The sequence below is a fragment of the Cellulosimicrobium cellulans genome (assembly GCF_016921195.1).
Lineage (GTDB): Bacteria > Actinomycetota > Actinomycetes > Actinomycetales > Cellulomonadaceae > Cellulosimicrobium > Cellulosimicrobium cellulans_F.
In genome coordinates, this window is sequence record NZ_JAFGYF010000010.1 from 1 (window position 1) to 25,406 (window position 25,406).

The following is a 25,406-nucleotide window of genomic DNA, read 5'->3' on the forward strand; positions in this document are numbered from 1 at the left end:
GTGGTGGTGCCGCGTCTACCATCCGCCGCTCGTTCCTCGCGGCTCCCGCCAGGCCCGACCACGACGCGGCACCACCACCCACCCCGCCCTGCGCCGTCTCGCCCTGGTCTCCGCTCACTGCCCGCGGTGTCAGGTTCTTCCGTGCCATGCCGCCGCTCGGCCCCCGCGCTCTACGCCGACCGAGCGCCGTCGTGTCGAACAGGCGATCTGGGCGCGTCCTACTTGCCTGATTGACCCTGGCCATCTGTTCGACCTGCCGAGACCACCTGCTGGACTTGGTGGAGACCGCCGTGGACGGCAAGACCACCGAGGCGTGCGGCCGGCGATCCCGGGGGCGACCGGGCCGCGCTGGATGACCGGCCGCCGTCCGGCACGACCGCGGTTCTACCTCGCGCGACCAGGGTTCTACCTCGCGCGACCACGGTTCTACCTCGCGCGACTGGAGGCACTCCTGCGTGCGAGCTCCCTCTGCTCCTGACGAATCGCACTGGTCCTCGGGCGCCCGTGCGGCGCAGGATGGAAGGCGTGCGCGACCGATGAGTTCCGCTGGCCCCGACGGTCGGTGGGTGGGTGGCCCGGAGACCCGGGCGGCTCGTCGGCAGCGGCGAACGACCATCCCGCGGAGGGGACATGACCGACACTGCACGCGGCGACCTCGCCGTCGAGGCACGCGGCCTCGTCAAGCACTTCACGTCCGGGAAGTCCGTGACCAAGGCGGTCGACGGCATCGACCTGCTCATCCCCGAGGGCACGGTGTTCGGCGTGCTCGGGCCGAACGGCGCGGGCAAGACGACAGCCGTGCGCATGCTCGCGACGCTCCTGCGCCCTGACGCGGGCACGGCGCGCGTGCTCGGCCACGACGTGGTGCACGACGCCGACCAGGTGCGCTCCGTCGTCGGGCTCACCGGGCAGTACGCCTCCGTGGACGAGGACCTCACGGGGACGGAGAACCTCGTGATGCTCGCGCGGCTCTACGGGTTCCTCGGGGGGACGGCGCGCGGGCGCTCTGCCGAGCTCCTGGAGGCGTTCGGCCTCGGGGACGCGGGCGACCGCCAGGTGAAGACGTACTCGGGCGGCATGCGGCGCCGCATCGACCTGGCCGCGAGCCTCGTCATGAGCCCTCGCGTGATCTTCCTGGACGAGCCGACGACGGGCCTCGACCCGCGCAGCCGCAACCAGGTGTGGGACATCGTCCGCGTGCTCGTGGCAGACGGTGCGACGGTCCTGCTGACCACGCAGTACCTGGAGGAGGCGGACCAGCTCGCCGACCGGATCGCCGTGATCGACCACGGCAAGGTCATCGCGGAGGGCACCGCGACGGAGCTCAAGCGCTCCGTGGGCGAGGGCGCGGTCCACGTGCGGCTCGCGGACGCGACCCAGCGCGGCCGCGCGGCGGAGGTCGTGGGCGCGCTGCTCGGCACGGAGATCACGCTCGCGAACGACCCGTACGCGTTCACGGCGCGCGTGCCCGACGACGGCGCGGCCGACGTCGCGCGCATCCTGCCCGCGCTCGGGGACGAGGGCATCGTCGTGCCGGAGTTCACGCTCGGACAGCCGAGCCTCGACGAGGTGTTCCTCGCCCTGACCGGTCAGCCCATGGAGGACGACGAGACGATCGAGGAGGTGGCCTGATGGCCGTCGAACCCACCACCACCGCCGACCTGCGCGCGCCGGAGGCGAACGCGCTGCGGGCCGCCGTCGCGCTCGAGCAGCGGCCCTCGCGCCCGTCGCCGGTCTCCGCGACACTCACGTACACGTGGCGCGCGCTGCTCAAGATCAAGCACGTCCCCGAGCAGCTCTTCGACGTCACGGTCTCGCCGATCATCTTCACGCTCATGTTCACGTACCTGTTCGGCGGCGCGCTGGCCGGCGACGTGCAGAGCTACCTGCAGTTCCTCCTCCCGGGCATCCTCGTGCAGGCGGTGCTCTTCACGACGATCTACACCGGCTACACGATGAACACGGACATCAGCAAGGGCGTGTTCGACCGGTTCCGGTCGCTGCCGGTGTGGCGGCCCGCGCCGATCGTGGGGGCGCTGCTCGGCGACACCGTCCGCTACACGATCGCGTCGGTCGTGACGCTCGCCCTCGGCCTCGTCCTGGGCTTCCGACCGCCGGGCGGGGTCGTCGGAGTGGTCCTCGGGATCGTGCTGCTGCTGGTGTTCGCCTTCGCGCTGAGCTGGGTGTTCACCGCGCTCGGGCTGGTGCTGCGCTCCCCCAACGCCGTCATGGGCACGTCGATGCTCGTGCTCATGCCGCTGACGTTCGCGTCCAACATCTTCGTCGACCCGTCGACGATGCCCGTGGTGCTGCAGCGGTTCGTCGACGTCAACCCCGTCACCCACCTCGTGACCGCGGTCCGCGGCCTCATGGCAGGAGAGCCGGCGACGGAGGGGATCGTGTGGGTCCTCGTCGCGTCGGTCGTCCTCACCGCGATCCTCGCCCCGATCACGATGCGGCTCTACCGCAACCGCAGCTGACCGGTCCTCGGTCAGCCGTCCTCGGCCGTCGGCGCGTCGTCCTCGCACTTCTTCGTCACGACCATGACCGGGCACGCCGAGTGGTGCAGGACCGCCTGGCTCGTGGACCCGAGGAGAAGCCCCCGGAACCCGCCGCGACCGCGGGAACCGACCACGATGAGGTCAGAGGCCGTGGAGAACTCCGTGAGCAGCTCCGCGCCCGTGCCGTCGAGCACGATGCGCTTGATCGTGAGCCCCGGGTGCTCCGCCTCGTGACGGTCGATGATGACGTTGAGGCCCTCGGTGATGTCCGCCAGGACCTGCTCGTGGTCGATCGACGCGGGCAGCCACGCGAGGAGCCCGGCGCCGGCGCCGACCGGGACGCCGGCGACCGCGACGAGCTCCGCGCCCCATGCCTGAGCCTGCCGGATCGCGTGCCGCAGGGCGATCTCCGCGGACGGCGACCCGTCCACCCCGACGACGATGCGCCGCAGCGGCTTGACCGCGGGAGGCTCCTGCAGCGCGCCGTCGGCGTCCTTCGCGTCGGAGCGGTACGGCACGACGACGGTCGGGCAGTGGGCGTGCGCGGGCAGCGCCGACGACACGGTGCCGAGCAGGCGCTCGGTGAACCCCCCGCGACCACGTGTGCCGACGACGACGAGCGAGTGCTCGCGCGACATCTCGACGAGCACGCCCGCAGCGTCCCCCGTCGTCACCGTCGCGGTCGTCCGCACGCCGGCCGCCTCGGACCGTGCGCGGGCCTCCTCGAGGACCGCGCGCGCACCCTCCTGGATGGCCGAGTCGTCGAGCGCCGCGTAGCCACCGTCGAGCGAGGCCGCCGTGAACGACGGCAGCGAGTAGGTACAGACGATGTGGAGCGGCCAACCCACCCGCAGCGCGTACGCCGCGGCCCAGTCCAGGGCGTGCAGGCTCGGCGCCGAGCCGTCGACGCCGACGAGGACGGATTCCGTGCGGGTCATGAGCGACGCTCCTCTCGACGGCCCGGTGCCATCGGACGACCAACCTAGCCGAGACCAGCCCGCTCGTCCGTCTGCCACGAGTCACGAATACGTCAAGAATGCCACGAACCCCGCCTCCTCGCGACGATGCGCGAGGTGACGGGGTTCGTCAGGCCAGTGGCCGCAGGGGCCCTGAGGGCGTGGGCGATCAGGCCACGCGGATGAAGGTGGGGTTCGACTGCCAGATCTGACGGAACTGGACGGTCTTCCCGGGGCGCGGGGCGTCGATCATCATGTTGTCGCCCGCGTAGATCGCGATGTGGCCCGGCGTCCAGATGAGGTCGCCCGGCTGCGCCTGGTCGCGCGACACCTTGGTGCCGACGGAGCCCTGCGCGCTCGAGGTGCGCGGCAGGTTGATGCCGACCTGCGCGTAGACGTAGCTGGTGAAGCCCGAGCAGTCGAAGCCGTCGGGGGTGGTGCCGCCGTAGACGTAGGGGACGCCCACGTAGCGCGCGGCGATCGAGACGATGGTCGAGCCGTAGGCCGAGGCCGGGACCTCGACGGCCGCCTCCTGCTGGGCAGGCGCCTCGGACTGGGTGGACTGACGCTCCTGGGAGCGGCTCGTCTGCGTGCTGCGGACGGGCTCCGGCTCCGGCTCGGGCTCCGGCTCAGGGGCGGGCGTCACGGTGACAGGCGCGGCGGCCTGCTCGATCGTGAACGCCGCGTCGGCCGCGACGGTCACCGCAGGGGCGGCCTCGAGAGCCTGACGCGCCTGCGCCGTGAGGGCGCTGAGGTCGACGGCGTTGAGCTTGCCGGACTCGTTGTCGACGGGCGCGGCCGTCGCGGGGGCGGCGGCACCGATCATCGAGACGATGAGGCCCGAGGACGCGGCGACGACGGCGGTGCGGCGACCGACGGTCGACATCTGGTCCGACGCGGTCTGGGCGATGGAGCTGAGTGGCGTCACGGGACGCCGCGCCGCGCGGTGGCGGGCGCGAGTCGTGCTCACGGTCACTGTTGCCTCTCCTGGACGCCTGCGAGGTCAGCTGTCGGGTTCGGGTGGAAGAGTCACCCGGCCCGGCGGACCGAGGTCCGTCGGGCTTCACCCCAAGGGCGCTGTCCCCAGCACCCGGAAGTGGGTCCCCCGTCCCTGTCATCGGGTCGTCGTTGGCCTCTTGCGGTGACAGGGTTAGGCGTTCCGCGCGAGGACTCCCCCGGACGTGTCTTCCGATGGAGCAGCACCGACCGTACAGGACGCCTCGGCAAAAGTCACGTTCCCATTACGAATCGACGCGGACGATCGCGTCGTCGCAGGTCACAGCGGATTCGCGGGTGAACGGACGGCTAGCCGCGGGCGACGAACAGGTGGCGCGCTACGTCGTCGGGCAGGTCCAGGACGATCTCCGCGCCCTCGCCCTGCACCGTCACTCCGCCGTCCCCGGCCCACCGCACGACGAGCGTCCGGCGCGGCAGCACCCCGGCCTCCGCGAACCTCGCGAGCAGCTCGACGTCGACCTGGATCGGCTCGCCGATCCGCTGCAGCACGACGCGCGCCTCCGCGCCGACACGCCCGTGCTCGACGAGGAACGCCGGGAGGGACACGACACCGTCGAGGAAGTCGACCTCCTCGAACTGCTCCCCCAGCTCCGGCAGACCCGGGATCGGGTTCCCGTACGGGTCGAAGTGCGGGTGGTCGAGCAGCCCGATGAGTCGCTGCTCGACGAGCTCGCTCATCACGTGCTCCCACCGGCACGCCTCCGTGTGCACGTGCTCCCAGTCGAGCTTGATGACGTCGGTGAGCAGCCGCTCCGCGAGCCGGTGCTTGCGCATCACGCGCGTGGCCTTGTCGTGACCCACGGGCGTGAGCTCCAGGTGCCGGTCGCCCGTCACGACCACGAGACCGTCGCGCTCCATGCGCGCGACCGTCTGCGACACCGTCGGGCCCGAGTGCCCGAGGCGCTCCGCGATGCGCGCGCGCAGGGGGACGATGCCCTCTTCCACGAGCTCGTAGATCGTCTTCAGATACATCTCGGTGGTATCGATCAGATCGGTCACGTCACGCTCCCAGTCGCTCGTCGGCTCGGGGCGCCCGGTCGTCGTCGCCGCGGGGCGCCTGCCCGCACCGGCGGGCCGCTGGGGACAGTCTATGGCGAGCCCGTGACCCGGCCCGGGGCCCGCGCGGGAGAACCCGTGGTGCCCCGCTCGCCCGGATGTCCCGCCACCCGTCCACGACCCCGCGACCGCGGTCGCGCGCGCCCGCGGACGCCGCTCCCGGCGCGCGCGTCACGCGCGTAGGGTGGCGGCGTGCCTGATCCCGCCACCGCCCCGATCACGATCCCCTCGGACCTGCTGCCGGCCGACGGCCGCTTCGGCTCCGGACCCAGCAAGGTGCGTGCCGCGCAGGTCCGCGCGTTGTCCGACGCCGGTGCGTCCCTGCTCGGGACGTCCCACCGCCAGGCGCCGGTCCGCTCGGTCGTGCGCCGGACGCGCGAGGGGCTCGCCGAGCTCTTCGCGCTGCCCGAGGGCTACGAGGTCGTGCTCGGCAACGGTGGCTCCACGACGTTCTGGGACGTCGCCACGGCCTGCCTCGTGCGCACCAAGGCGCAGCACGCCGCGTTCGGCGAGTTCGGTGCCAAGTTCGCCGCCGCGACGACGGCCGCGCCGTTCCTCGAGCCGTCGCAGGTGATCTCGGCACCCGCGGGGTCCGTCGCGCTGCCCGAGCCGGCCGACGACGTCGACGTGCACGCCTGGCCCCACAACGAGACCTCGACCGGCGCCACGGCCCCGGTCCGCCGCGTCGAGGGGTCGCGCGAGCGCGGCGCGCTCACGCTCGTCGACGCGACCTCGGGTGCCGGCGCGCTGCCGGTGGACGTCGCCGAGACCGACGTCTACTACTTCGCGCCGCAGAAGGTCTTCGGGTCCGACGGCGGCCTGTGGCTCGCGCTGTGCTCGCCCGACGCGCTCAAGCGCGCGGAGGAGGTCGAGTCGAGCGGCACGCGGTGGGTGCCGGAGTCGCTCTCGCTCCGCACGGCGGCAGCCAACTCGCGCCGGGACCAGACGCTCAACACGCCCGCGATCGCGACCCTCGTCATGCTCGCCGAGCAGGTCGAGTGGATCCTCGGCAACGGCGGGCTCCCGTGGGCCGCGGCCCGGTCGGCCGAGTCCGCCGCCCATCTGTACGGCTGGGCCGAGGCCCGCGAGTGGGCGACGCCGTTCGTCGCCGACCCGGCGCAGCGGTCCACCGTCGTCGGGACGGTCGACCTCGACGACACGATCGACGCGACCGCCGTCGTGGCCGCGCTCCGCGCGAACGGCATCCTCGACGTCTTCCCCTACCGCAAGCTGGGCCGCAACCAGCTCCGCGTCGCGATGTTCCCGGCGATCGAGCCCGACGACGTCCGCGCGCTCACCGCGTGCGTCGACCACGTCGTCGCGCACCTCGCCTGACGACCACGACCGTGCTCCGCGTCGAGCACGACCTTGGTGTCGTCATGGCCCCCATGACCACAGCAAGGTCGTGCTCGACGGGGAGACCGCGGCGTCAGGCCGCGCGGGCCGCCTCCTCCGCGTCGTCGGCCTCGAGCCGACGACGCGTCTCGGCGCGGGCCGAGCGGTCGGTCGGCGTCCCGGCGTCGAGGTAGCGGACCACGAGGTGCGGGCGCTGGAGGACCCGATAGCGGACCTCGAGGTGCCAGTTGCGCACCGCCCAGACGGCGGCACCCACGGCGACGAGCCCGGCGGTGATCGACCCGACGCCGATGGCCCAGCGCGGGCCCCACGCCTCGGCGATCCAGCCGACGAGCGGCGACCCGACCGGCGTCGCGCCGAGGAACACGATCATGTAGAGCGACATGACACGCCCGCGCATGACGGGGTCCACGGACATCTGGATGGTCGAGTTGGCGGCGGTCATCATCGTGAGCGACGCCAGGCCCACCGGGATGCAGGCGACGGCGTAACTCGCGTACGTGGGCATGAGGGCCATGACGCCCGTCGCGACGGCGAACCCGAACGCGGACCCGATGACGAGCCGGACGCGCGGGCGCTCGCGCCGCGCAGCGAGCAAAGCGCCGGTCAGCGACCCGATGGCGAGGATCGACCCGAGGATCCCGTACTCGCCCGGACCCTTGCCGAACTCGACCTTCGCCATCATCGCGGACGTGAGCTGGAAGTTCAGCCCGAACGTCGAGACGACCCCGACGACCACCATGATGACGATGATGTCCGTGCGCTTGCGCACGTACCGGATCCCCTCGCGGATCTGCCCCTTCTCCCGTGGCGCACTGGGCAGCACGTGGAGCTCGCGCGTGCGCATGTAGGCCAGCGCGAGGATCGTCGCCCCGAACGTCACGCCGTTGATGACGAACAGCCAGCCGGAGCCGACGGCCGCGATGAGCAGCCCGGCGACGCCCGGCCCCACGAGCCGCGCGGCGTTGAACGACGCGCTGTTGAGCCCGACGGCGTTCGACAGCTTGTCAGCGGGCACCATCTCCGCGACGAACGTCTGGCGCACGGGGTTGTCGAACGCCGAGACGACACCGAGCAGGCCGGCGAACACGTAGACGTGCCACAGCTCGACGTTCCCGGACAGGACGAGAGCGCCCAGGCCGAGCGCGAGCAGGCCCATCGCGCCCTGCGTGGCCATGAGGAGGCGACGGCGCGGGAGCCGGTCGGCGAGCAGGCCCGCCCACGCCGACAGGGCGAGCACGGGGGCGAACTGCAGCGCTGTCACGACGCCGACCGCGACGCCGGAGTTGTCGGTGAGGTCGGTGAGGACGAGCCAGTCCTGCGCGACGCGCTGCATCCAGGTGCCGACGTTCGCGACGAGCGCGGCGCCGAACCAGACGCGGTAGTTGAAGTACTGGAGGGAGGAGAACGTGGTGCTCATCGGGCGGCGATCCGGGTCAACAGCTCACTGGCGCGGGCCAAGGTCTCTCTTTCGTCGGGGGTGAGGGAGGACAGCTGCCGCGTGAGCCACGCGTCCCGGCGACGGCGGGTCTCCTTGACCTCGCGCGCGCCGGCGTCGGTGAGCCGCACGACGACCTGGCGGCGGTCGCTCGCGTGCTCGCCCTTCTCGACGAGCCCCATCTCGACGAGCGCGTTGACGGCCCGGGTCATCGACGGCGGCTTGACGCGCTCGTGCTCGGCGAGCTCGCTCGGCGACATCGCGCCGTGCTTGTGCAGGACGGTGAGCACGCCGAACCGGCCCTCGGGCAGGTCGGCCTCGCCGCGCTGGGCGCGCAGGCGACGGGAGATCCGGGTGAGCGCCACACGGAGCTCCCCGCCGAGCGTCGCGGGCCGGTACTGGCTCCGGGTTGGGGCAGTCGGGTCCGCAGCAGGCATGATAGTTACCTTAACTCATTACCTAGAGTAATGAAAGAGGTGCACGTCACCCCCGCGGTGTCGCAGCGAACCGGGAAGGACCCGGTCAGGGGACGTAGGCGACCACGACGTGGCCGTCGCCGCGCGCGGCGACCGGCCCGGTCGCGTGGGGGACGAACACCGACTCGCCCCGTGCCAGCGCCGTCTCGGCCAGGGTGTCGTCGCGTCCCCCGGCGACCGTCACCGCGCCGTCGAGGCACAGCACGACGCGCGGTCCGGCGTCGGGCAGCGGCACCGCCCCCGTGACCCGGCCCGCTCGGAGCGCGAACTCCGCGACCGGCGGGCGGTAGGTGACGAGGCCGGACCCGTCGTCGACCAGGCGCGGGCGGGCGGCAGGCCCGGGCGTGCACGTGGCGCACTCGAGCAGCGCGTCGACGTCGACGAGCTTGCTCGTGAGCCCGGCGCGCAGGACGTTGTCGGAGCTCGCCATGACCTCGACGGCGCAGCCGGACAGGTAGGCGTGCACGTGCCCGGACGGCACGAACATCGACTCCCCGGGCTCGAGCGTGACCCGGTTGAGCATGAGGGAGACGACGGGGCCCGGGTCGCCCGGATGCTGCTCGGCGAGCGCCAGCACGGTGGCGTCGGCGCGCCGCGACGTGCGCCGCGGTCCTCCGGACGCCGGCCCGGGGCCGCGCTCCGCCCGGCCCCGCACCGAGGCGACGGTCCGCGCGAGGTCCGCCGCGACGTCGGGCTCGGACCGGGCGTGGAGCGCGAGCGTGAACGCCTCGCGGACCCCCGCCTCGCTCGGGCGGGCGAGGAGCGCTGCGCGCATGCGGGCGACGAGGTCGCCGTCGAGCCCGTCGAGGAGCTCGAGGATGCGCGCCGGCCGGCGGAATCCCGACAGGCCCTCGAAGCGCGACACCGCCACGACCATCTCGGGCTTGTGCTGGTCGTCGTGGAAGCTGCGCAACGGGGAGTCGCGAGCGACGCCCTCCCGGTTCTCGCGGTTGAACCCCTCGCGGGCGCGGTGCGGGTGCGGGTGGACCTGGAGCGAGAGCGCGCGCTCGGCGGCGAGCACCTTGAGGAGGAACGGCAGCCGGGGACCGTACTGGTCGAGGACGCGCTGCCCCAGCACCCCCACGGGGTCCGCGCGCACCAGGTCCGCGAGCGTCGCGCCCGACGCCGTCGCCCCGCCCTCGCGAGGCCCCTCGCCCGGGCGCGCCGCGCCGTCGGGCACGACGCGCGACGGCGCGAGCGGGTGCGCGCCCATCCACAGCTCGGCTGCAGGACGACCGTCCGGTTCCATCCCCAGGAGGTCCTGGATCGCCGACGTCGAGCCCCAGTCGTACGGCTGGACCGTGTTCTCCAGCCGGTAGAACGCGGGCGGACGAGCGGCGGGGAGGGCGTCGACCGACGCCTTCCCCGACCGCTCCTCCGCCGCGCTCGTCATGGGCCGAGCCTAGAGGCCCAGGGCATCCCGGATCGGGCCGAGGAGGAAGTACACGAGGAACATCACCGAGGCGACCCACATGAGCGGGTGGATCGCGCGGACCTTGCCGAGCGCGAGCTTGATGACGACGAACGCGAGGAAGCCCGCGCCGATGCCGTCCGCGATCGAGTAGGTGAACGGCATGACGATGATCGTGAGGAACGCGGGGATGCCGATCTCGACGTTCTTCCAGGAGATGCCGGCGATCTGCGTCATCATGAGGAACCCGACGAAGACCAGCGCGGGGGCGGCGGCCTCGTAGGGCACGAGCGCGACGAGCGGCGACAGGAACGTCGCGAGCAGGAACGCGACGCCCGTGACGACCGACGCGAGGCCCGTGCGGGCGCCCTCGCCCGCGCCCGTCGTCGACTCGACGAAGCTCGTGTTCGACGACACCGAGCCGGCGCCGCCGGCCGCCGCGGCGATCGAGTCGACGACGAGGATCGCGCGTGAGCGCGGCGGGATGCCCTCGGCGTCGTTGAGGCGCGCCTCGGCCCCGACGGCGACCATCGTGCCCATCGAGTCGAAGAAGTCCGCGAGCAGGAGCGAGAACACCAGCAGGACGACCGTGACGGTCGCGATGTTCTGGAACGAGCCCAGGAGCGAGAACTGGCCGAGGAGACCGAAGTCGGGGACCTGCGCGACGCCGTCGAACGTGGGCGCGTTGAGGTTGAAGCCGTCGGGGTTCGAGCCGTCGGGCGCCTTGGCGCCGATGTGCAGGGTGTTCTCCAGCACGACGGCGAGCGCGGTCGCCGTGAGGATCGCGACGAGCAGCGCGCCCTTGACCTTGCGGACCCACAGCACGATCGTCAGCACCAGTCCGACCACGAACACGAGGATCGGCCACGTGCCGAGGTTGCCGAGCGCGAGGAGGGTGCCACTGCCGGCGGTGACGAAGCCCGCGTTGACGAGGCCGATCAGGGCGATGAACAGGCCGATGCCCACGCTGATGGCGGTCTTCAGCTCGACCGGGACCGCGCGGAAGACCGCCTCGCGGAACCCGGTGAGCACGAGGACGAGGATGATGAGGCCCTCGATGACGACGAGGCCCATCGCGTCCGCCCACGTCACCCCCGGCAGCGACGCGATGGAGTACGCCACGACCGCGTTGAGGCCCAGCCCGGCCGCGAGGCCGAGGGGGAAGTTCGCGAAGACGCCCATGGCGATCGTCATGACGCCCGCGACGAGCGCGGTGGCCGCGGCGATCTTGCCGAAGTCGGGCGCGTCGCCGCCGCCGAGGAACTGGCCCGTGCCGTCCTGGACCGTCCCGATGATCAGCGGGTTCAGCACGATGATGTACGCCATCGCGAAGAACGTGACGAGACCACCTCGGATCTCGGTGCCGATCGTCGAGCCGCGCTCGGTGATCTTGAAGAAGCGGTCGATCGCGCCGGACGCAGGGGGCGGCGCCTGCTCGTCCTCGCGGACGGAGGTGGGGGTGGACATGGGGAGAATGCTGCCAGAACCCTGTGACCGCGCGGTAACACGCGGGACACGGTCCGGCATCGCCCTCGGGGGACGTCCGCGCACGTCAGGCAGCGCCGACCGCGGCGAGCGCCGCCTCGGGTGTGCTCGACACCACGTCCGTGCCGTCGTGCGCGCCAGGGCCCCTGAGGGCTGCCGGACGCGGCGCTCCGGCACCGTGCCCGAGGCTCTCCGCGGTCGCGAGGTCGGTCACCGTCCGGGGCGCCCCCGTCGCGAGCTGCACCGCGTGCAGCACGTCCAGGATCGCGGCGGCCCGCTCGCCGGCCGGGCCGGAGGGGACCCCGTGGACGAGCCGCGACGGGTGCAGGAGGTCGACGACGGCGTGTCCCGGCCGGTGCTCGTCGGGCACCCACGCGACCGTCGCCCGGACGCCGTCGGCGGCGAGCCCGGCCGCGAGCCACTCCGCCGTGCCCGCGGGGACGCGGGCGCGCCCGACGACGAGGTCCCCCGGGCCGAGGTGCGGGACCAGGCCGTCGAGCGCGTCGCGCAGCGCCACCACCCGGGAGACGCCGTCGGGGTCGGGGTGGGGACCCGCCCCGACGCACAGGACGTGCACGCGCGCTCCGGCGACCGCGGTGCGGTCCGTCGTGGGACGCAGTCGGCCGCTCACGCGGGCGAGCGCGAGGAGCCGCTGGAGCCTCGGCTCAGCAGCGCGGCGCGGCGCCGCGCGGAGCACGTCGAGGGCACGAGGGTCGGTGTCGTGGAGCACGACCTCGTGCCCCGCCGCCGCGAGGCAGGCCGCGTGCAGGACGCCGCGGCGACCGCATCCCGAGACCGAGACCCGCACGACGCACCTCCCGCGTCCGACCGCTCACCCCGCCGGCCTCAGTAGGCCCCGGAGCCGGAGAACACCGCGCGCGCCGTGCGCGCGAGGATCAGGAAGTCGCCGAACATGGTCCAGTTCTCGACGTAGTACACGTCGAGGCGGACGCTCTCCTCCCACGACAGGTCGGACCGGCCGCCGACCTGCCACAGGCCGGTGAGGCCGGGCTTGACCAGGAGGCGGCGGTGCACCTTCTTCTCGTACTTCTGGACCTCGCGCGGCAGCGGCGGGCGCGGGCCGACGAGGCTCATGTCGCCGCGCAGGACGTTGAAGAGCTGCGGGAGCTCGTCGAGCGAGTAGCGGCGCAGCACGCGGCCGACGCGCGTGACGCGGGGGTCGTCGCGCATCTTGAACAGCGGGCCGGCGCCGTCGTTCTGCTCGACCAGGTGCTCGACCTCGCGGTCTGCCCCGACACGCATCGACCGGAACTTGAACATGGGGAACGTGCGCCCGTTGCGGCCGACCCGCTCCTGCCGGAAGAGCACGGGCCCGCGGCTCGTGAGGCGGACCGCGAGCGCGACCAGCACGAGCACCGGCAGCGCGGCGAGCGTGATGAGCGCCGCGCCGGTCCAGTCGACGACCGACTTCACGACGAACTTCGGCCCCGTGAAGCGGGGCGCGTCCACGTGGAGGAGCGAGACGCTCTCCGCCGGGGTGATGGTGATGCGAGGACCGGCGACGTCCGCGAGCTCGGCCGTGAGCATGAGGTCGACGCCGTACGGCTCGAGCTCCCAGCCCAGCCGACGGACGACCTCGGCCGTGATGGCGTCCGAGCCCGACACGGCGACGACGTCCGCGCCGACCCGCGTCGCGACCTCGCCGGCGTGCCGCAGCTCGCCGAGGACCGGCACGCCCCGGATCTCCTCGCCCGCCCCGAACCCGCCGGACGGGACGCACACGCCGACCACGCGGTACCCGGACTCGTCGCGACCGTTGAGGTCGCGGATGAGGCGCTCCGCCTGGTCACGGTGCCCGATCGCCAGCACGGCGGAGCGCATGCGCCCGTGGGCGCGCTGGCCGTGCAGCCACTGGCGCCACGCGTACCGACCGAGGAGCAGGCCACCGAGCCCGATCGGGAACGCGAAGGCGAGGTAGCCGCGCGCCTCCGGGAAGCGGAAGAGGAAGGCGAGCACCGCGAGCACGGCGAAGAGGCGCCACGACGCGTCGAAGACCCGGTGGTACTCGGTGGGGCCGCTCCCCATGACCCGGGGGTCGCGCGTGCGGCTCACGACGAGCGAGACGGACCAGGCGACGCCGACGAGGAGGCTGAGCACGACGTACGGCACGCGTGTCTCGCGGACGGGCTCGTTGATGAACTGGTCCCAGCGCAGGAAGTAGGCGACGAGCACGGCGACGACGATCACGGCCGTGTCGGTGAGCAGGAGCCGACGCCGGTAGGCGACCTCCCAGCCCTGCGCGGCGAACGCGGCGCGCGCGGCGCGGATCCGGGCCGCGGGGGTCGTGGCGAGAAGGGTGCGCAGACTCCGCCTCGTGTCTTCGGTGACGCTGTGGGACATGCGTCCACCTCCGGTCGGTTCCACTCCCTGCATGGCGACTCATCCTAGGGTCGAGAAACGGCTTGAACGAGAGTTTTCACGGGGTTTCACCCGGGTGAGACGACATCCCGGACCGTCATCGTCGGAGTCGTCATGACGCGCGGTATCCCGCGAATCCTGCGTCAGGGCAGCCACCCGGAAAATGCGCTTGGACGGGTGTCCAGGTTGGACGTTCCGACTTCCGTCCGGATACATCGGACGAAGGTCCCGAAGCGATGCTCGGCACGAGGCCCGACAGATCTACCTGGACGAGTGACCACCTGCGGAGGCAGCAGCGCGGCGCATGCATCGTAGCGTGCGGTTGCGACTTCTCCGGACGTGTGCTCACACCAGAAGGAGATGCGGTGCAGGTCACGGGCGTGACACGTCGGTGCGGGTGAAAAACCGCGTCGTCGCTACGATGCCCCTGTGCCCTCGTTCGTCACGCTGCTGCTCCACCCCGACCGTCGACGCCCCGACCCGGGGCCGTGGCGCGTCGACCTGCGCGTCGTGATCCTCGTCGGGATGGGCCTCTGGGCGTTCGCGCTCGTCGTGTGCGCCGTGCTCCTCGCCCTGGGGACGGCCTCCCCGCGCGCGGTCACCACGTGCGGCGCCGGGCTCGTCCTCGGCCTCCTCGGGCTCGCGTGGGAGCGCCGGAACCGGACCCGCTACCGCGCCTCCGTCGACGACTGAGGGACGTCCCAGGCCGTCCGCGCCAGCGCGCCCTGCGCGGCTCCGGGGTCGCGGAGCACCTCCTCGAGCACGAACCTCGCGCCGTAGCGTCCCGCCGCGACCGCGAGCCCCGCGGCGAGCCCGGCAGGCCCGGTCGCGTGCACGACGGCGTCCGCTCCCCCGCCGCGCTCCACCCACCACGAGACCGCGACCCCGCCCACGCGGAGGTCGTCGTGGCGCTCCCAGGTGCGCGGCACCGGCCCGTCGAGCACCGCGCGCGCCGCCTCGGGGACGTCGGCGCGACGTCCGGCGGCGTCGGGGGCGGGGGCCGTGCGCGGGACGGTCGGGACGTCCAGGAGGTCGGCCACCTCGGCGACGAGTCCCGGCGGCGCCGGGAGGACCGCGCGGACGGGCGACCACATCGGGTCGGGCGCGACGGCGACGTCGTCCGCGCCGACCACGCGCACCGCGCCGCCGCGCAGCGCGGGCACCCGGTCCGGCGGCGGGTCCAGATGCTCACCACGGCCGGCGAGGACGCCGAGCGCGCTCCAGAGCGTCAGCGCGGCCCGCGCGTCGACGACCTGCCCGACGTCAGGCAGGTCGTCCAGCAGCTCGACCCACTCGTCCGGCTCGAGCTCCGCGAGGTCCCGCACGCCACCCAGCGCGGCCAGCGCCTCGTCGTCGAGCCGGGCTACCTCCGGCGGCGCCGGGCGCAGGAACGGGGCCCCTGCGGGGCCGGTCCCGAGCGCGAACGCCCCACCGAGCTCCTCGCGGAGCCACCACGCGGTGTACGAGCGCGCCGTCCCGCCGCGACCGCCCTCCGCCCGCACGGGGGCGAGCAGCGCCTCGCGCGCGGCGGGGTCCGCGGCGAGGCGTGCGAGGGCGTCGGGCCACGCGTCGTCGGCGACGGCGTCCAGGTCCGCCACCGCGAGCACGTCGCCCACGTACGCCTCGGGGCCGAGGGCCGCCGCGAGGTACGCGAGGTACCCGCTCCAGTCGGACAGCCACCCCTCCGGCGCGTGCGGGTCCAGCTCCGGCTCGTCGTCGGCCGACACGGGAGTGAGGACGTCGTGCACGCGCACCACCCCGAGCCCGGTGGCCGCACCCACGGCGCGCAGCACCGGCTCTCCCCAGCGGTCGACGACCGCGGGATCGACGAGGTCGAGCGTGTCGAGGGCGTCGGCGGCCCACGTCCCGGGGAGCGCGCAACCGCGCACCGCCGACCAGCCGCCGTCGGCCGTCCGGACGGGCAGCTCGCCCCACCAGAACGGGAGCCCGGCGCGCGCCGGGTCCGGCACGTCGCGCACCGCCGCCGCGACCAGGGCGAGCAGCCGCTCGACGTCCGACGTCGGGTCGTCGCCGGCCTCGGCCGCGTCCGACGCCGCGAGCACACGCTCGCGGACGGCCCCGTCGGAGAGCACCGTCCGCAGGTCGGTGGCGCGCGCCCCGAGGCGTTCCAGCAGCGGGTGCGCCGCGCGCGGGTCGACGACGGGCACCCCGAGGTCGGCTGCGTCGCGGGCGTCCAGCACCCCGCCGCCGGCGTCCGAGGGTTCGCCCGACCCGACGTCCAGGAGGAGGAGACCGCGGGCACCGCGCACGACCTGCCCACCGAGCAGCGGCACCGGGAGCGCACCCAGCGCCTCGAGCACCGACCGGTCGGTGGCGTGCGGCGCGAGGGCGTCGTACAGCGCCCGCCAGCGCGCCGGGTCGGCGACGAGCGGCAGGTCGTCCACCACGTCCGCGAGGTCCACGACCTGCGCCCCGAGCGACCGCGCGACCGCGCGGAGCGGACCCGGGACGTCCACCAGGTGCGCGACGCCGAGCTCGGCGCGCACGCGCGCGTCGCCCACGTCGCCCGCGAGGACGCGCGCCTCGGCGGGCGCGACCAGGGAGTGCCGGCCGGCGTCGGCCGCGTCGTCCTCGGCCGCCCCGGGTGTCTCCTCGGTGCCCTGGGTGGGCGGCGCGTCGAGCGGGAGGAGCGGGGTCCGGGCGAGCGCCACCTCGGCCGACGCACGCACCTCCGCGTCGACCGCGCTCGCCGGCAGCCCGGTCGGGACGAGGGCCAGCACGTCGGCGCCGCGCGACCTCGCGAGCCCCCCGAGCAGCTCCGCGTACGCCCGCCCCGCCGCGCGCGCGACGTGCGCGGTGACCGGCCCGGGCGGGACGTGCCGGCGCGCCGGGTCCAGCGGGAAGGTCGCCAGGAGCAGCGCGGGGAACGTGAGGCGCTCGTCGGTGGGGGTCGGGGCGTGCAGGACGTCGGTGCGCGCGCCGCCGTCGGGCAGCGCCCACGTGACCGCCCACCGCGTGCTCGCGCGCTCCTCGACCGGGCGGTCCGCGAGCAGGGCCGGGTCGACCGATCCCTCCCGACGCAGGACGGTCCACCGGTCGGCGACGTCGGCGACGCGGCGCTCCCGGACGCCGTCCCCGGTCACGACGACCTCCGTGAGCGCGGGGAGCGCGAGCAGCAGCGGGTCCCCCACGTCCGCGAGCTCGGCGCGGACGGCGACGAGCGCGTCGGCGTCGCGCAGCTCGACCTCGACGACCGTGTCGTAGCCCGACGGCACCTCGACGCGGGTCGGGAACGGGAGCCGCAGCGCAGGAAGCCGGTCGCCGCGGCGCGCGACCTCGGCGGCGAGGTCGGGACGGTCGGCGACCACGTCGTCGAGCGCGGCACGCGTGCGGGCGAGCGACAGCTCCACGGCACGCTCCCCCGCCCCGACCCGCACCCGGTCGGAGACCGAGCGGACGGCCGCGAAGCCGACCCCGAACCGGCCGACCGTGGACGCCCGGCCGTCGGGGTCGCGCGCGCCCCGCCCGGTGGCGGACGCGCGCAGCGCCACGAGCGACGCGACGCCCGGCGCGTCCAGCGGCTCGCCGGTGTTCGCCGCGCGCAGGACCCAGGTCCCGTCAGGTCCCGACGGCGCGTGCAGGCTCAGGCGCAGCCGCCCCGGGACCCCGGCACGGGCCGCGGCGTCCGCGGCGTTCTGCGCGAGCTCGACGACGAGCCGCCCCCGGTACGACCCGTGGGCGTGGTCCTCCTCGGTGTTCGCGTCCTCGCGCAGCCGCGTGGGCGACGACCGCCACGCCTCCAGGACCGCGCGGCGCAGCGCGGCCGTCCCGAAGACGTCGTCCGTCACTCCTGCGGCTCGTCCGCCGCTACGACCCCCTCGGCCGCGGGCTCCGTCGGCGGGGTGACCGACTCGAGCAGCGAGACGATCTCGACGTGCAGCTCGTCGACGAGAGGATCGGCGTCCGGCCAGTCGCTCCGCTGCGGCTCGACGTCGGTCTCGGAGTGCGCGCCGCAACCGTGGTCGAGGCTCACGACCTTGCCGTCGTCGGGCGACCACTCGTTCGCGCACACGCCGAACACCTGGCCGAGGCTGCCCTGGAGGGGGACGAGAAAGCCGCACGACCCGCACTCCGCGGCCGACGCGACCGAACCACGCGTCGTCGGGCCGCGCGAGCCGCGGTACCAGCGCTCGGCAGCCTCGTCCCGCCCCTGCGGGGACAGGACGCGAGCGCGCGCGAGGGCGAGCTCCTCGATCGCGACGGAGTCCTGCTCCTCGTCGCCCGTGGGCACGTAGCCGGGCTCGAGGCGCGGGTCGTCGGCGCGGAACGGGAGCACGTCGCCGGGCCCGACGTCGCCCGGGCGCAGTCGCTCGGACCACGGCAGCCACGGCGGCGCGAGCAGCGCACCGTCACCGGGCAGCAGCTCGACCTCGCACACCGTGGCCGTCCGCCCGCGCGGCACGCGGGCGAGGGTGACGGTCCAGTGCCAGCCGCGGTAGCCGCGCATCGTGCACGCGAACCGGTGGGAGATGAGGCGGTCCGCCTCCGCGTACGTGCCGAGGTGCTCCCCGACGTCCTCGGGTCTCTCGGCGACCTCCTGGGCCGCGGCGCGCGCGAGCTCGACCGCGCCCGTGAGCACGGCGTCGCGCGCGGCACGCGCGGACACTCCCCGGGAACGCTCCTCGGCGGCAGCCACGGCGACCATGTCAGCCCTCGATCTCGTCGGCGACCACGCGCAGCACCTTGGCGACCATCGTCGCCTTGCCCTTCTCCGGGTAGCGACCGCGGCGCAGCCCGTTGCCGATCCCGTCGAGCTCCTTGATGAGGTCCTCCACGATGACCGCCATCTCGTCGGCCGAGCGGCGCTTCGCCTTGACCACGGACGGTGCCGGGTCGAGGAGCTTGACCGCGAGCGCCTGCGGGCCGCGTCGCCCGTCGGCCACGCCGAAGTCGACGCGTGCGCCGGGCTTGGGCGCGGGGGCGTCCGCGGGCAGCGCGGAGGCGTGCAGGAAGACCTCGCCGCCGTCGTCGTTGGCGATGAAGCCGAACCCGCGTTCGGTGTCGAACCACTTGACCTTGCCGGTGGGCACGTGAACCTCGTTCGTGCTCGTAGGAACCAGAACCCCCAGGCTACCGGCCGTGCGGCGGCAAAGCCGCATCCATACCGCGCGGGACCACCCCCGCGTCCGCCCCCACCCGCAGCGCGACGGCGTCGAACCAGTCGGCGTAGTCGGCGACCGTGCGGTGGAGGTGGCCGAACAGCTCGAAGGAGACCGTGCCGAACAGCGTTGTCCAGGCCATGAGCGTGCGGACGACGGCCTCCGCCGGGGCGTCGGGCGCGACGAGGCCCCGCGCGCTCACGAACGCGAGGGCGGGGGCGACCAGCGCGGCCGCGTCTCCCCCGGACCGCGGGGCGGGCGTGGGGCCGGCGCCGTCGGCCCAGGAGTCGGCGACGATCCGGACGAGCGCGCGCACGACCCGGGTCGCGGGCTCGACGGTGTCCTGCGGTGCCGCGTACCCCGGCACGGGCGTGCCGTAGAGCAGCGCGAAGTCGCCGGGCCGCTGGACGCACCATGCGCGCAGCGCCCGGCACGCGGCCAGCCACCGGCCGGTCAGGTCGCCGCGCGCGACGGCGGCCTCCGCGTTCTCGACGGCTGCGCCGAGCTCGTCGTAGCACTCGACGAGGAGCGCGGTCAGCAGCGCGTCGCGGCTCGGGAAGTACCGGTAGACGGCCGACGACACCATGCCGACGTCGCGCGCGACGGCGCGCAGCGAGAGCGCGGCGGGGCCGTCGGCGACGAGCCGCGCCCGGGCGGCGTCGAGGATCTCGCGCGTCAGCGTCTCGCGCGCCATGGCGCGCGCCGTGCGGGGTGCGGTCATGCCGCCAGGGTGCCAGACGAGAGCGGCGCCCACAAACGAGAGCAGCGCTCTTGCTTTCGACCCCGTCCCGTGCCATGCTCCTCGACGAAGCGAGAGCACCGCTCTCGGAAAGGAGACCTCCATGTCCAGCACCCCGTCCTCCTCCGACCGGCACGTGATCGTCGGCGCCGGCCCCGTCGGGCGGCACGTCGCCGCCGAGCTCGCGGCCCGTGGGTCGTCCGTCACCGTCGTCACGCGCAGCGGCCGGGACACCGGCGTCGCCGGCGTCACGCACGTCGCCCTCGACGCGTCCGACGCCGACGCCCTGACCCGCGTGGCCGAGGGCGCGGCCGTGCTCTACAACTGCGCCAACCCCGGCGACTACACGCAGTGGGAGCGCGTGTGGCCGCCGCTCGCCACGGCGCTGCTCACCGCGGTCGAGCGCACCGGCGCGGTCTACGCGATCACCGGCAACCTCTACCCCTACGGCCCCGTCGACGGCCCGATGATCGAGGACCTGCCCGACGCGGCGACCGACCACAAGGGCGTCCTGCGCGCCCGGCTCTGGGCCGACGCGCTCGCCGCGCACCGCGCCGGTCGCGCGCGCGTCGTCGAGGTGCGCAGCTCCGACTTCGTCGGGCCCGGGGTCGGGAGCAACGGGCACGTCTCGCGCGTCGTCCCGGCCGCGCTGCGCGGGCGTTCCGTGACAATGATCGGGCGCACCGACCTGCCGCACTCGTTCACCGACGTCCGCGACGCCGCGCGCACGCTCGTCGCGGCCGCCGCGGACCCCGGCGCGCACGGCCGCACGTGGCACACCCCGAGCAACCCGCCGCGCACGCAGCGCGACGCGCTCACCGACGTCCTCGCGAGCGTCGGGCGTCCGCCCGTCCGGGTCCGCTCGCTGCGCGGCGCAGGCCTTGCCGCCGCCGGCGTCTTCTCGCCCCTGCTGCGCGAGCTGCGGGACCTCGCCTACCAGTGGGACCGCCCCTACGTCCTCGACGACACGGCGGCGCGCGCCCGCTTCGGGATCGAGCCGACGCCCTGGGACGAGGTCTGCCGGCGCACCGCCCGCGGCTGACCGGGCGCGCGAGGTCGGCACGTCCGGTGTCGCCCGGCACCTCGCGGTGCCGACGAGCGGCAGCCGGTGCCGAACGGTCACGCACGATCCGCGTAGCATCGAACGGATGGCCACTTCCCGGCCCGAGCGGGCTCCGACGTACAGCGAGTCGCTGCGCCAGCGCGACGACGCCGCCCTGGTCGCGCTGCTCGGGCGACGGCCCGACCTCGCGACGCCGTCGCCCTCGACCCTTCTCTCGCTCGCCGCGCGCGCGATGAACCGGACGAGCCTGGAACGTGCACTCGCGGGGCTGGACGAGCTCACGCTCCACGTCCTGGAGGCGGTGCTGGTCCTGGACTCCGTGGGATCGTCCGCCACGGCGACGGCGGTCGCCCGGGCGACGGGCGTCGACCGGGCGCGCGTCACCGCCGCCCTCGCCCTCCTCGACGAGCTCGCGCTCGTCTGGACCCCCGGCACACGGTCTGCCGGGTTCCGCCCGGCGCCCGGTGTCGCGGAAGTCCTGGGCCCCCACCCCGCCGGTCTCGGTCCCGTCGCGGCGCCCGCCGCCGGTGAGCCGAGCGCAACCGGGACGAGCGCGCGGCCCACGGCGCCACCCGGCGACCTGCCCGACGACGCCCCGCCGGGCGCCCGGGCGATCCTCGACGCGCTGACGTGGGGGCCGCCCGTCGGGGTCGCGCCCCGCGCGGACGCGTCGGCCCGGCGCGCGACGGGCTGGCTCGTCGAGCACGGCTACCTGCGTACGACGGACGAGCGGCACGTCGTGCTGCCGCGCGAGGTCGGGCTCGCCCTGCGCGGCGGTCGGACGCACCGTGACGTCCGGACCGCGCCGCCCGTCCCGGACGTCCGCGAGCTCCCGGCCGCGACGGTCGACGCCGAGTCCGCGAGCGCCGGGCTCGAGGCCGTCCGGCTCGTCGCGCGACTCGTGACGCACTGGACCGAGCACCCCCCGGGCGTGCTGCGCGGCGGGGGGCTCGGGGTGCGCGACCTGCGGCGCGCAGGGTTGGCGCTCGAGGTGGACGACCCGACCGCGGCCGCCGTCGTCGAGCTGGCCGCGGCGGCCGGGCTCGTGGCCGACGACGGCGACGACCCGCCGACGTTCGCCCCGACCCTCGGTGCGGAGGACTGGCTCGAGGACGGCCTGGGCGACCGCTGGGCGACGCTCGCCCGCGGCTGGTGGCGTTCGCGCCGCACGCCCTGGCTCGTGGGCAGCCGCGACGAGAAGGGCGCCCTGCGTGCCGCGCTCGACCCGGAGCTGTGGCGTCCGTGGGTGCCCCGGCTGCGGCGGTCGGTGCTGGACGTCCTCGACCTCACCCCCGGGCGCCCGCTCGCCGCGGCCGACGTCGTCGCGGTCCTGCGGTGGCGCACGCCGCGTGCGGTCCCGCCCGAGCAGGCCGTCGCGGGGCTGCTGCGCGAGGCCGCGCTGCTCGGGGTGACCGGCGCGGGGGCGCTCGCTCCGCCGGGCCGGGCGCTCGTCGCGTCCGACGACGCGCCGTCCGGGACCGGGGCGGCGGACCTCGGCGCCGCGTTCGAGGCGGTGCTGCCGGCCGAGGTCGACGACCTGCTGCTCCAGGGCGACCTCACGGGCATCGTGCCGGGCCGGCCGTCACGCACGCTCGAGCGGCTCGTGGAGGTCGCGGCCGACGTCGAGTCCCGCGGCGCCGCGACGACGGTCCGATTCACCCCGGAGTCCGTCCTGCGCGCGCTCGACCGCGGCGCGACGGCCGACGAGCTCCTCGCCGAGCTCGCGTCCCACTCCCGGACCCCGGTGCCGCAGCCGCTCGAGTACCTCGTGCGGGACACGGCCCGCCGCCACGGCCGGGTGCGCGTGGGGACGGCGTCGTCGTACGTACGCGCCGAGGACCCGGTGCTGCTCGCCGGGATCGCGGAGGACCCGGCCCTGCGCGGGCTGGGGCTGGTGCTCCTCGCGCCGACCGTGCTCGCGTCGGCCGCGCCCGCCGGGGAGCTCCAGGAGGCGCTGCGCGCGCGGGGGGTGCCGGCCGTCGTCGAGGGCCCGGACGGGCGCGTGCTCGTCGCGGACCGGGCGGGACGACGAGGCGGGGCCGACGACGTCGCGGCGCCCCGGCGCGGTCGGCTCACCACGCCGGGTCGGCGCGCGGGCGGTCGTGCGCGGACGGGTGTCGTCCCCGGGTCGGGGGCGCGCGTCGACGAGCCCGGCGGTGCCGAGAGCAGGAGCGCCCAGCGGTTCGCCGACCTCGTGGCCCGCCTGCGGGCCGCCGACTCCCGCTCCGCGGCGCAGACCGACGGCCGCGCCGGAGGACGACGCACCGAGCCGGGGCCCGCGGGGGGCGACGGACCGCGCACGGGTGGGCCGGCGCCGTCGGGCACGAACGGGCACGGCGGGGACCACCCCGTGGAGGGAACATCCGACCCGGTGGCCGCGTTGGGTCTGCTGCGCGAGGCGATCGCGGACGGGGCGATGGTCTGGCTCGAGGTGGTCGGGCCGACGGGCTCGCAGGACCGGCGCCGCGTGCGACCCCTCACCCTCGACGCAGGTCGGCTGCGCGCGCAGGACCCGGCGCGGGACGCCGAGCTCACGGTCGCGGTCCACCGGATCGCGTCCGTCGCCCCCGACACCCCGCCGGCGGAGGACCCCGGTGGCGCGAGGTAGAACCGTGGCCACGACCGCTCCTCTACCTCGCGGCACCACGGTTCTCCCTCGCGAGACCACGGTTCTACCTCGGCAAGGAGACACATGACCGACGGACCTCTCATCGTCCAGAGCGACAAGTCGCTGCTGCTCGAGGTCGACCACCCGCGCGCGGACGACGCGCGCCGCGCGATCGCGCCCTTCGCCGAGCTCGAGCGCGCCCCCGAGCACGTCCACACGTATCGGCTCACGCCGCTCGGCCTGTGGAACGCACGCGCGGCCGGGCACGACGCCGAGCAGGTCGTCAACACGCTCATCGAGTACTCGCGCTACCCGGTGCCGCACGCGCTGCTCATCGACGTCGCGGAGACCATGTCGCGGTACGGGCGGCTCACGCTCGCGCAGCACCCGACGCACGGCCTCGTGCTCGAGGCGACCGACCGCGCCGTGCTCGCCGAGGTCCTCAAGTCCAAGCGCACCGCCGGCCTGGTGGGCGAGCGGATCGACGACACGACCGTCGTCGTGCACCCCTCCGAGCGCGGCCACCTCAAGCAGGTCCTCGTGAAGCTCGGCTGGCCCGCCGAGGACCTCGCGGGGTACGTCGACGGCGAGAAGCACGCCATCGCGCTCAGCCCGACGACGCCGCCGCGCACCGAGGGCGAGGCGCCGAAGCCGTGGGAGATGCGCCCGTACCAGGCGCAGGCGGTGGACGGTTTCTGGCACGGCGGGAGCGGCGTCGTCGTGCTGCCGTGCGGCGCCGGGAAGACGATCGTGGGCGCGGGCGCCATGGCGAGGTCCGGGACGACGACGCTCATCCTCGTGACGAACACGGTGAGCGCGCGCCAGTGGCGCGACGAGCTCGTGCGGCGCACGACGCTCACCGAGGACGAGATCGGCGAGTACTCGGGCGCGCGCAAGGAGATCAAGCCCGTCACGATCGCGACCTACCAGGTGCTGACGACCAAGCGGAAGGGCGTGTACACGCACCTCGAGCTGCTCGACGCCCGCGACTGGGGGCTCGTCGTGTACGACGAGGTGCACCTGCTCCCCGCGCCCATCTTCCGCATGACGGCGGACCTCCAGGCGCGCCGCCGGCTCGGGCTCACCGCGACGCTCGTGCGCGAGGACGGCCGCGAGGACGAGGTGTTCTCGCTCATCGGGCCCAAGCGGTACGACGCCCCGTGGAAGGACATCGAGGCGCAGGGGTACATCGCGCCCGCGGACTGCGTCGAGGTGCGCCTCACGCTGCCCGAGGCCGACCGCATGACGTACGCCGTCGCGGAGCCGGAGGACAAGTACCGGCTCGCCGCGACCGCCACGGGCAAGAACCGCGTCGTGGAGCAGATCGTCGCGCAGCACCCGGACGACCAGGTGCTCGTGATCGGCCAGTACCTCGACCAGCTCGAGGAGCTGTCGCAGCACCTCGACGCGCCGCTCATCACGGGCGCGACGACGGTCCGCGAGCGCCAGCGCCTGTTCGACGCGTTCCGCTCGGGCGAGATCTCGCGGCTCGTCGTGTCGAAGGTCGCGAACTTCTCGATCGACCTGCCCGAGGCGTCCGTCGCGATCCAGGTCTCCGGGTCGTTCGGGTCGCGCCAGGAGGAGGCCCAGCGTCTCGGCCGCGTCATGCGCCCCAAGGCCGACGGCCGCACCGCGCACTTCTACGCCGTCGTCGCGCGCGACACGGTCGACCAGGACTTCGCGGCCCACCGCCAGCGGTTCCTGGCGGAGCAGGGGTACGCATACCGCATCGTCGACGCGGAGGACCTGGACGTCGTGCAGTGACGGGTGGGGACCGCAGCGAAGCAAGGTACCCGGCTGT

General features: G+C 74.6%; 20 protein-coding genes and 1 riboswitch. Of the genes, 7 read left to right on the forward strand and 13 right to left on the reverse strand.

From position 1 onward, the window contains the following. The first annotated feature begins 630 nt into the window (after window positions 1-630). Complete coding sequence (locus JN535_RS16945; protein ID WP_205206906.1) at window positions 631-1,632, forward strand: ATP-binding cassette domain-containing protein; 1,002 nt, start codon at window positions 631-633, stop codon at window positions 1,630-1,632. After that, complete coding sequence (locus JN535_RS16950) at window positions 1,632-2,480, forward strand: ABC transporter permease (protein ID WP_205206907.1); 849 nt, start codon at window positions 1,632-1,634, stop codon at window positions 2,478-2,480. Before JN535_RS16945 ends, JN535_RS16950 begins: the two co-directional genes overlap by 1 nt. An 11-nt stretch (window positions 2,481-2,491) precedes the next feature. Here the strand turns inward: JN535_RS16950 and JN535_RS16955 are convergent, their stop codons facing one another. The 3 genes from JN535_RS16955 to JN535_RS16965 form a co-directional block, all read right to left on the reverse strand. Next, window positions 2,492-3,439 (reverse strand): universal stress protein, encoded by a 948-nt coding sequence (locus JN535_RS16955; protein WP_205206908.1) that lies wholly within the window; start codon window positions 3,437-3,439, stop codon window positions 2,492-2,494. Window positions 3,440-3,626: 187 nt separating this feature from the next. Further along, the gene (locus JN535_RS16960) at window positions 3,627-4,427 is read right to left on the reverse strand and encodes a C40 family peptidase (RefSeq protein WP_374100523.1); all 801 of its coding nucleotides are present in this window, start codon (window positions 4,425-4,427) and stop codon (window positions 3,627-3,629) included. 7 nt (window positions 4,428-4,434) lie between these two features. Next, window positions 4,435-4,595, reverse strand: a riboswitch (cyclic di-AMP (ydaO/yuaA leader). A 167-nt stretch (window positions 4,596-4,762) separates the two neighbouring features. After that, complete coding sequence (locus JN535_RS16965; protein ID WP_205206910.1) at window positions 4,763-5,473, reverse strand: metal-dependent transcriptional regulator; 711 nt, start codon at window positions 5,471-5,473, stop codon at window positions 4,763-4,765. A gap of 249 nt (window positions 5,474-5,722) precedes the next feature. Here JN535_RS16965 and serC point away from each other — a divergent pair, with 249 nt between their 5' ends. Further along, a complete protein-coding gene (serC, locus tag JN535_RS16970; protein ID WP_307868871.1) occupies window positions 5,723-6,865 on the forward strand; it encodes a phosphoserine transaminase in 1,143 nt (380 codons plus the stop codon). Between the two features lie 94 nt (window positions 6,866-6,959). Here serC and JN535_RS16975 read toward each other — a convergent pair whose 3' ends face one another. From JN535_RS16975 to JN535_RS17000, 6 genes are all read right to left on the reverse strand, one after another. Next, window positions 6,960-8,306: an MFS transporter gene (locus JN535_RS16975; RefSeq protein WP_205206912.1), complete on the reverse strand. Its 1,347-nt coding sequence runs from the start codon at window positions 8,304-8,306 to the stop codon at window positions 6,960-6,962. Beyond that, window positions 8,303-8,761, reverse strand: a complete 459-nt coding sequence (locus tag JN535_RS16980; protein WP_205206914.1) for a MarR family winged helix-turn-helix transcriptional regulator — start codon at window positions 8,759-8,761, stop codon at window positions 8,303-8,305. Before JN535_RS16980 ends, JN535_RS16975 begins: the two co-directional genes overlap by 4 nt. 85 nt (window positions 8,762-8,846) lie before the next feature. Continuing rightward, window positions 8,847-10,193 (reverse strand): mannose-6-phosphate isomerase, class I, encoded by a 1,347-nt coding sequence (gene manA, locus JN535_RS16985; protein WP_205206916.1) that lies wholly within the window; start codon window positions 10,191-10,193, stop codon window positions 8,847-8,849. Window positions 10,194-10,202: 9 nt separating this feature from the next. After that, complete coding sequence (locus JN535_RS16990; RefSeq protein WP_205206918.1) at window positions 10,203-11,678, reverse strand: NCS2 family permease; 1,476 nt, start codon at window positions 11,676-11,678, stop codon at window positions 10,203-10,205. Between the two features lie 85 nt (window positions 11,679-11,763). Beyond that, window positions 11,764-12,504 (reverse strand): hypothetical protein, encoded by a 741-nt coding sequence (locus JN535_RS16995; protein WP_205206919.1) that lies wholly within the window; start codon window positions 12,502-12,504, stop codon window positions 11,764-11,766. 38 nt (window positions 12,505-12,542) lie between these two features. Beyond that, window positions 12,543-14,057: a sugar transferase gene (locus tag JN535_RS17000; RefSeq protein ID WP_205206921.1), complete on the reverse strand. Its 1,515-nt coding sequence runs from the start codon at window positions 14,055-14,057 to the stop codon at window positions 12,543-12,545. A 447-nt stretch (window positions 14,058-14,504) separates the two neighbouring features. On the opposite strand from JN535_RS17000, the gene JN535_RS17005 reads away from it, so the two are divergent. Next, entirely contained in the window at window positions 14,505-14,768 is a 264-nt protein-coding gene (locus JN535_RS17005; protein WP_205206922.1) for a DUF2530 domain-containing protein, read from the forward strand. Here JN535_RS17005 and JN535_RS17010 read toward each other — a convergent pair. The 4 genes from JN535_RS17010 to JN535_RS17025 are packed head-to-tail and all read right to left on the reverse strand — an operon-like array spanning window position 14,744 to window position 19,916. Further along, window positions 14,744-17,884 carry a sacsin N-terminal ATP-binding-like domain-containing protein gene (locus JN535_RS17010; protein WP_205206923.1) on the reverse strand — a complete coding sequence of 1,047 codons (3,141 nt, stop codon included), beginning with the start codon at window positions 17,882-17,884 and terminating at the stop codon, window positions 14,744-14,746. The genes JN535_RS17005 and JN535_RS17010 overlap by 25 nt on opposite strands. Next, window positions 17,881-18,741, reverse strand: coding sequence for a DUF3027 domain-containing protein (locus JN535_RS17015; protein WP_205206924.1), 861 nt, complete (start codon window positions 18,739-18,741; stop codon window positions 17,881-17,883). Before JN535_RS17015 ends, JN535_RS17010 begins: the two co-directional genes overlap by 4 nt. Before the next feature lies 1 nt (window position 18,742). After that, the gene (locus JN535_RS17020; RefSeq protein ID WP_237840107.1) at window positions 18,743-19,126 is read right to left on the reverse strand and encodes a cold-shock protein; all 384 of its coding nucleotides are present in this window, start codon (window positions 19,124-19,126) and stop codon (window positions 18,743-18,745) included. A 40-nt stretch (window positions 19,127-19,166) separates the two neighbouring features. Continuing rightward, entirely contained in the window at window positions 19,167-19,916 is a 750-nt protein-coding gene (locus tag JN535_RS17025) for a TetR/AcrR family transcriptional regulator (RefSeq protein ID WP_205206926.1), read from the reverse strand. Window positions 19,917-20,037: 121 nt separating this feature from the next. On the opposite strand from JN535_RS17025, the gene JN535_RS17030 reads away from it, so the two are divergent. The 3 genes from JN535_RS17030 to JN535_RS17040 all read left to right on the forward strand — a co-directional run bounded on the left by JN535_RS17030 (window position 20,038) and on the right by JN535_RS17040 (window position 25,369). Further along, window positions 20,038-20,976 (forward strand): NAD-dependent epimerase/dehydratase family protein, encoded by a 939-nt coding sequence (locus JN535_RS17030; protein WP_205206927.1) that lies wholly within the window; start codon window positions 20,038-20,040, stop codon window positions 20,974-20,976. Window positions 20,977-21,082: 106 nt separating this feature from the next. Beyond that, window positions 21,083-23,605, forward strand: a complete 2,523-nt coding sequence (locus tag JN535_RS17035; RefSeq protein WP_205206929.1) for a helicase-associated domain-containing protein — start codon at window positions 21,083-21,085, stop codon at window positions 23,603-23,605. An 84-nt stretch (window positions 23,606-23,689) separates the two neighbouring features. Continuing rightward, complete coding sequence (locus JN535_RS17040; protein WP_205206930.1) at window positions 23,690-25,369, forward strand: DNA repair helicase XPB; 1,680 nt, start codon at window positions 23,690-23,692, stop codon at window positions 25,367-25,369. Window positions 25,370-25,406 lie beyond the last annotated feature (37 nt).

What these genes read in the sequence shown, in the direction of transcription:
- JN535_RS17015 (WP_205206924.1), bottom strand. Translation starts at nt 18,741, where the DNA reads ATGGTCGCCGTGGCTGCCGCCGAGGAGCGTTCCCGGGGAGTGTCCGCG.
- JN535_RS16945 (WP_205206906.1), top strand. Translation starts at nt 631, where the DNA reads ATGACCGACACTGCACGCGGCGACCTCGCCGTCGAGGCACGCGGCCTC.
- JN535_RS16980 (WP_205206914.1), bottom strand. Translation starts at nt 8,761, where the DNA reads ATGCCTGCTGCGGACCCGACTGCCCCAACCCGGAGCCAGTACCGGCCC.
- JN535_RS17000 (WP_205206921.1), bottom strand. Translation starts at nt 14,057, where the DNA reads ATGTCCCACAGCGTCACCGAAGACACGAGGCGGAGTCTGCGCACCCTT.
- JN535_RS16975 (WP_205206912.1), bottom strand. Translation starts at nt 8,306, where the DNA reads ATGAGCACCACGTTCTCCTCCCTCCAGTACTTCAACTACCGCGTCTGG.
- manA (WP_205206916.1), bottom strand. Translation starts at nt 10,193, where the DNA reads ATGACGAGCGCGGCGGAGGAGCGGTCGGGGAAGGCGTCGGTCGACGCC.
- JN535_RS16950 (WP_205206907.1), top strand. Translation starts at nt 1,632, where the DNA reads ATGGCCGTCGAACCCACCACCACCGCCGACCTGCGCGCGCCGGAGGCG.
- JN535_RS17040 (WP_205206930.1), top strand. Translation starts at nt 23,690, where the DNA reads ATGACCGACGGACCTCTCATCGTCCAGAGCGACAAGTCGCTGCTGCTC.
- JN535_RS17030 (WP_205206927.1), top strand. Translation starts at nt 20,038, where the DNA reads ATGTCCAGCACCCCGTCCTCCTCCGACCGGCACGTGATCGTCGGCGCC.
- JN535_RS16990 (WP_205206918.1), bottom strand. Translation starts at nt 11,678, where the DNA reads ATGTCCACCCCCACCTCCGTCCGCGAGGACGAGCAGGCGCCGCCCCCT.
- JN535_RS16955 (WP_205206908.1), bottom strand. Translation starts at nt 3,439, where the DNA reads ATGACCCGCACGGAATCCGTCCTCGTCGGCGTCGACGGCTCGGCGCCG.
- JN535_RS17025 (WP_205206926.1), bottom strand. Translation starts at nt 19,916, where the DNA reads ATGACCGCACCCCGCACGGCGCGCGCCATGGCGCGCGAGACGCTGACG.
- JN535_RS17035 (WP_205206929.1), top strand. Translation starts at nt 21,083, where the DNA reads ATGGCCACTTCCCGGCCCGAGCGGGCTCCGACGTACAGCGAGTCGCTG.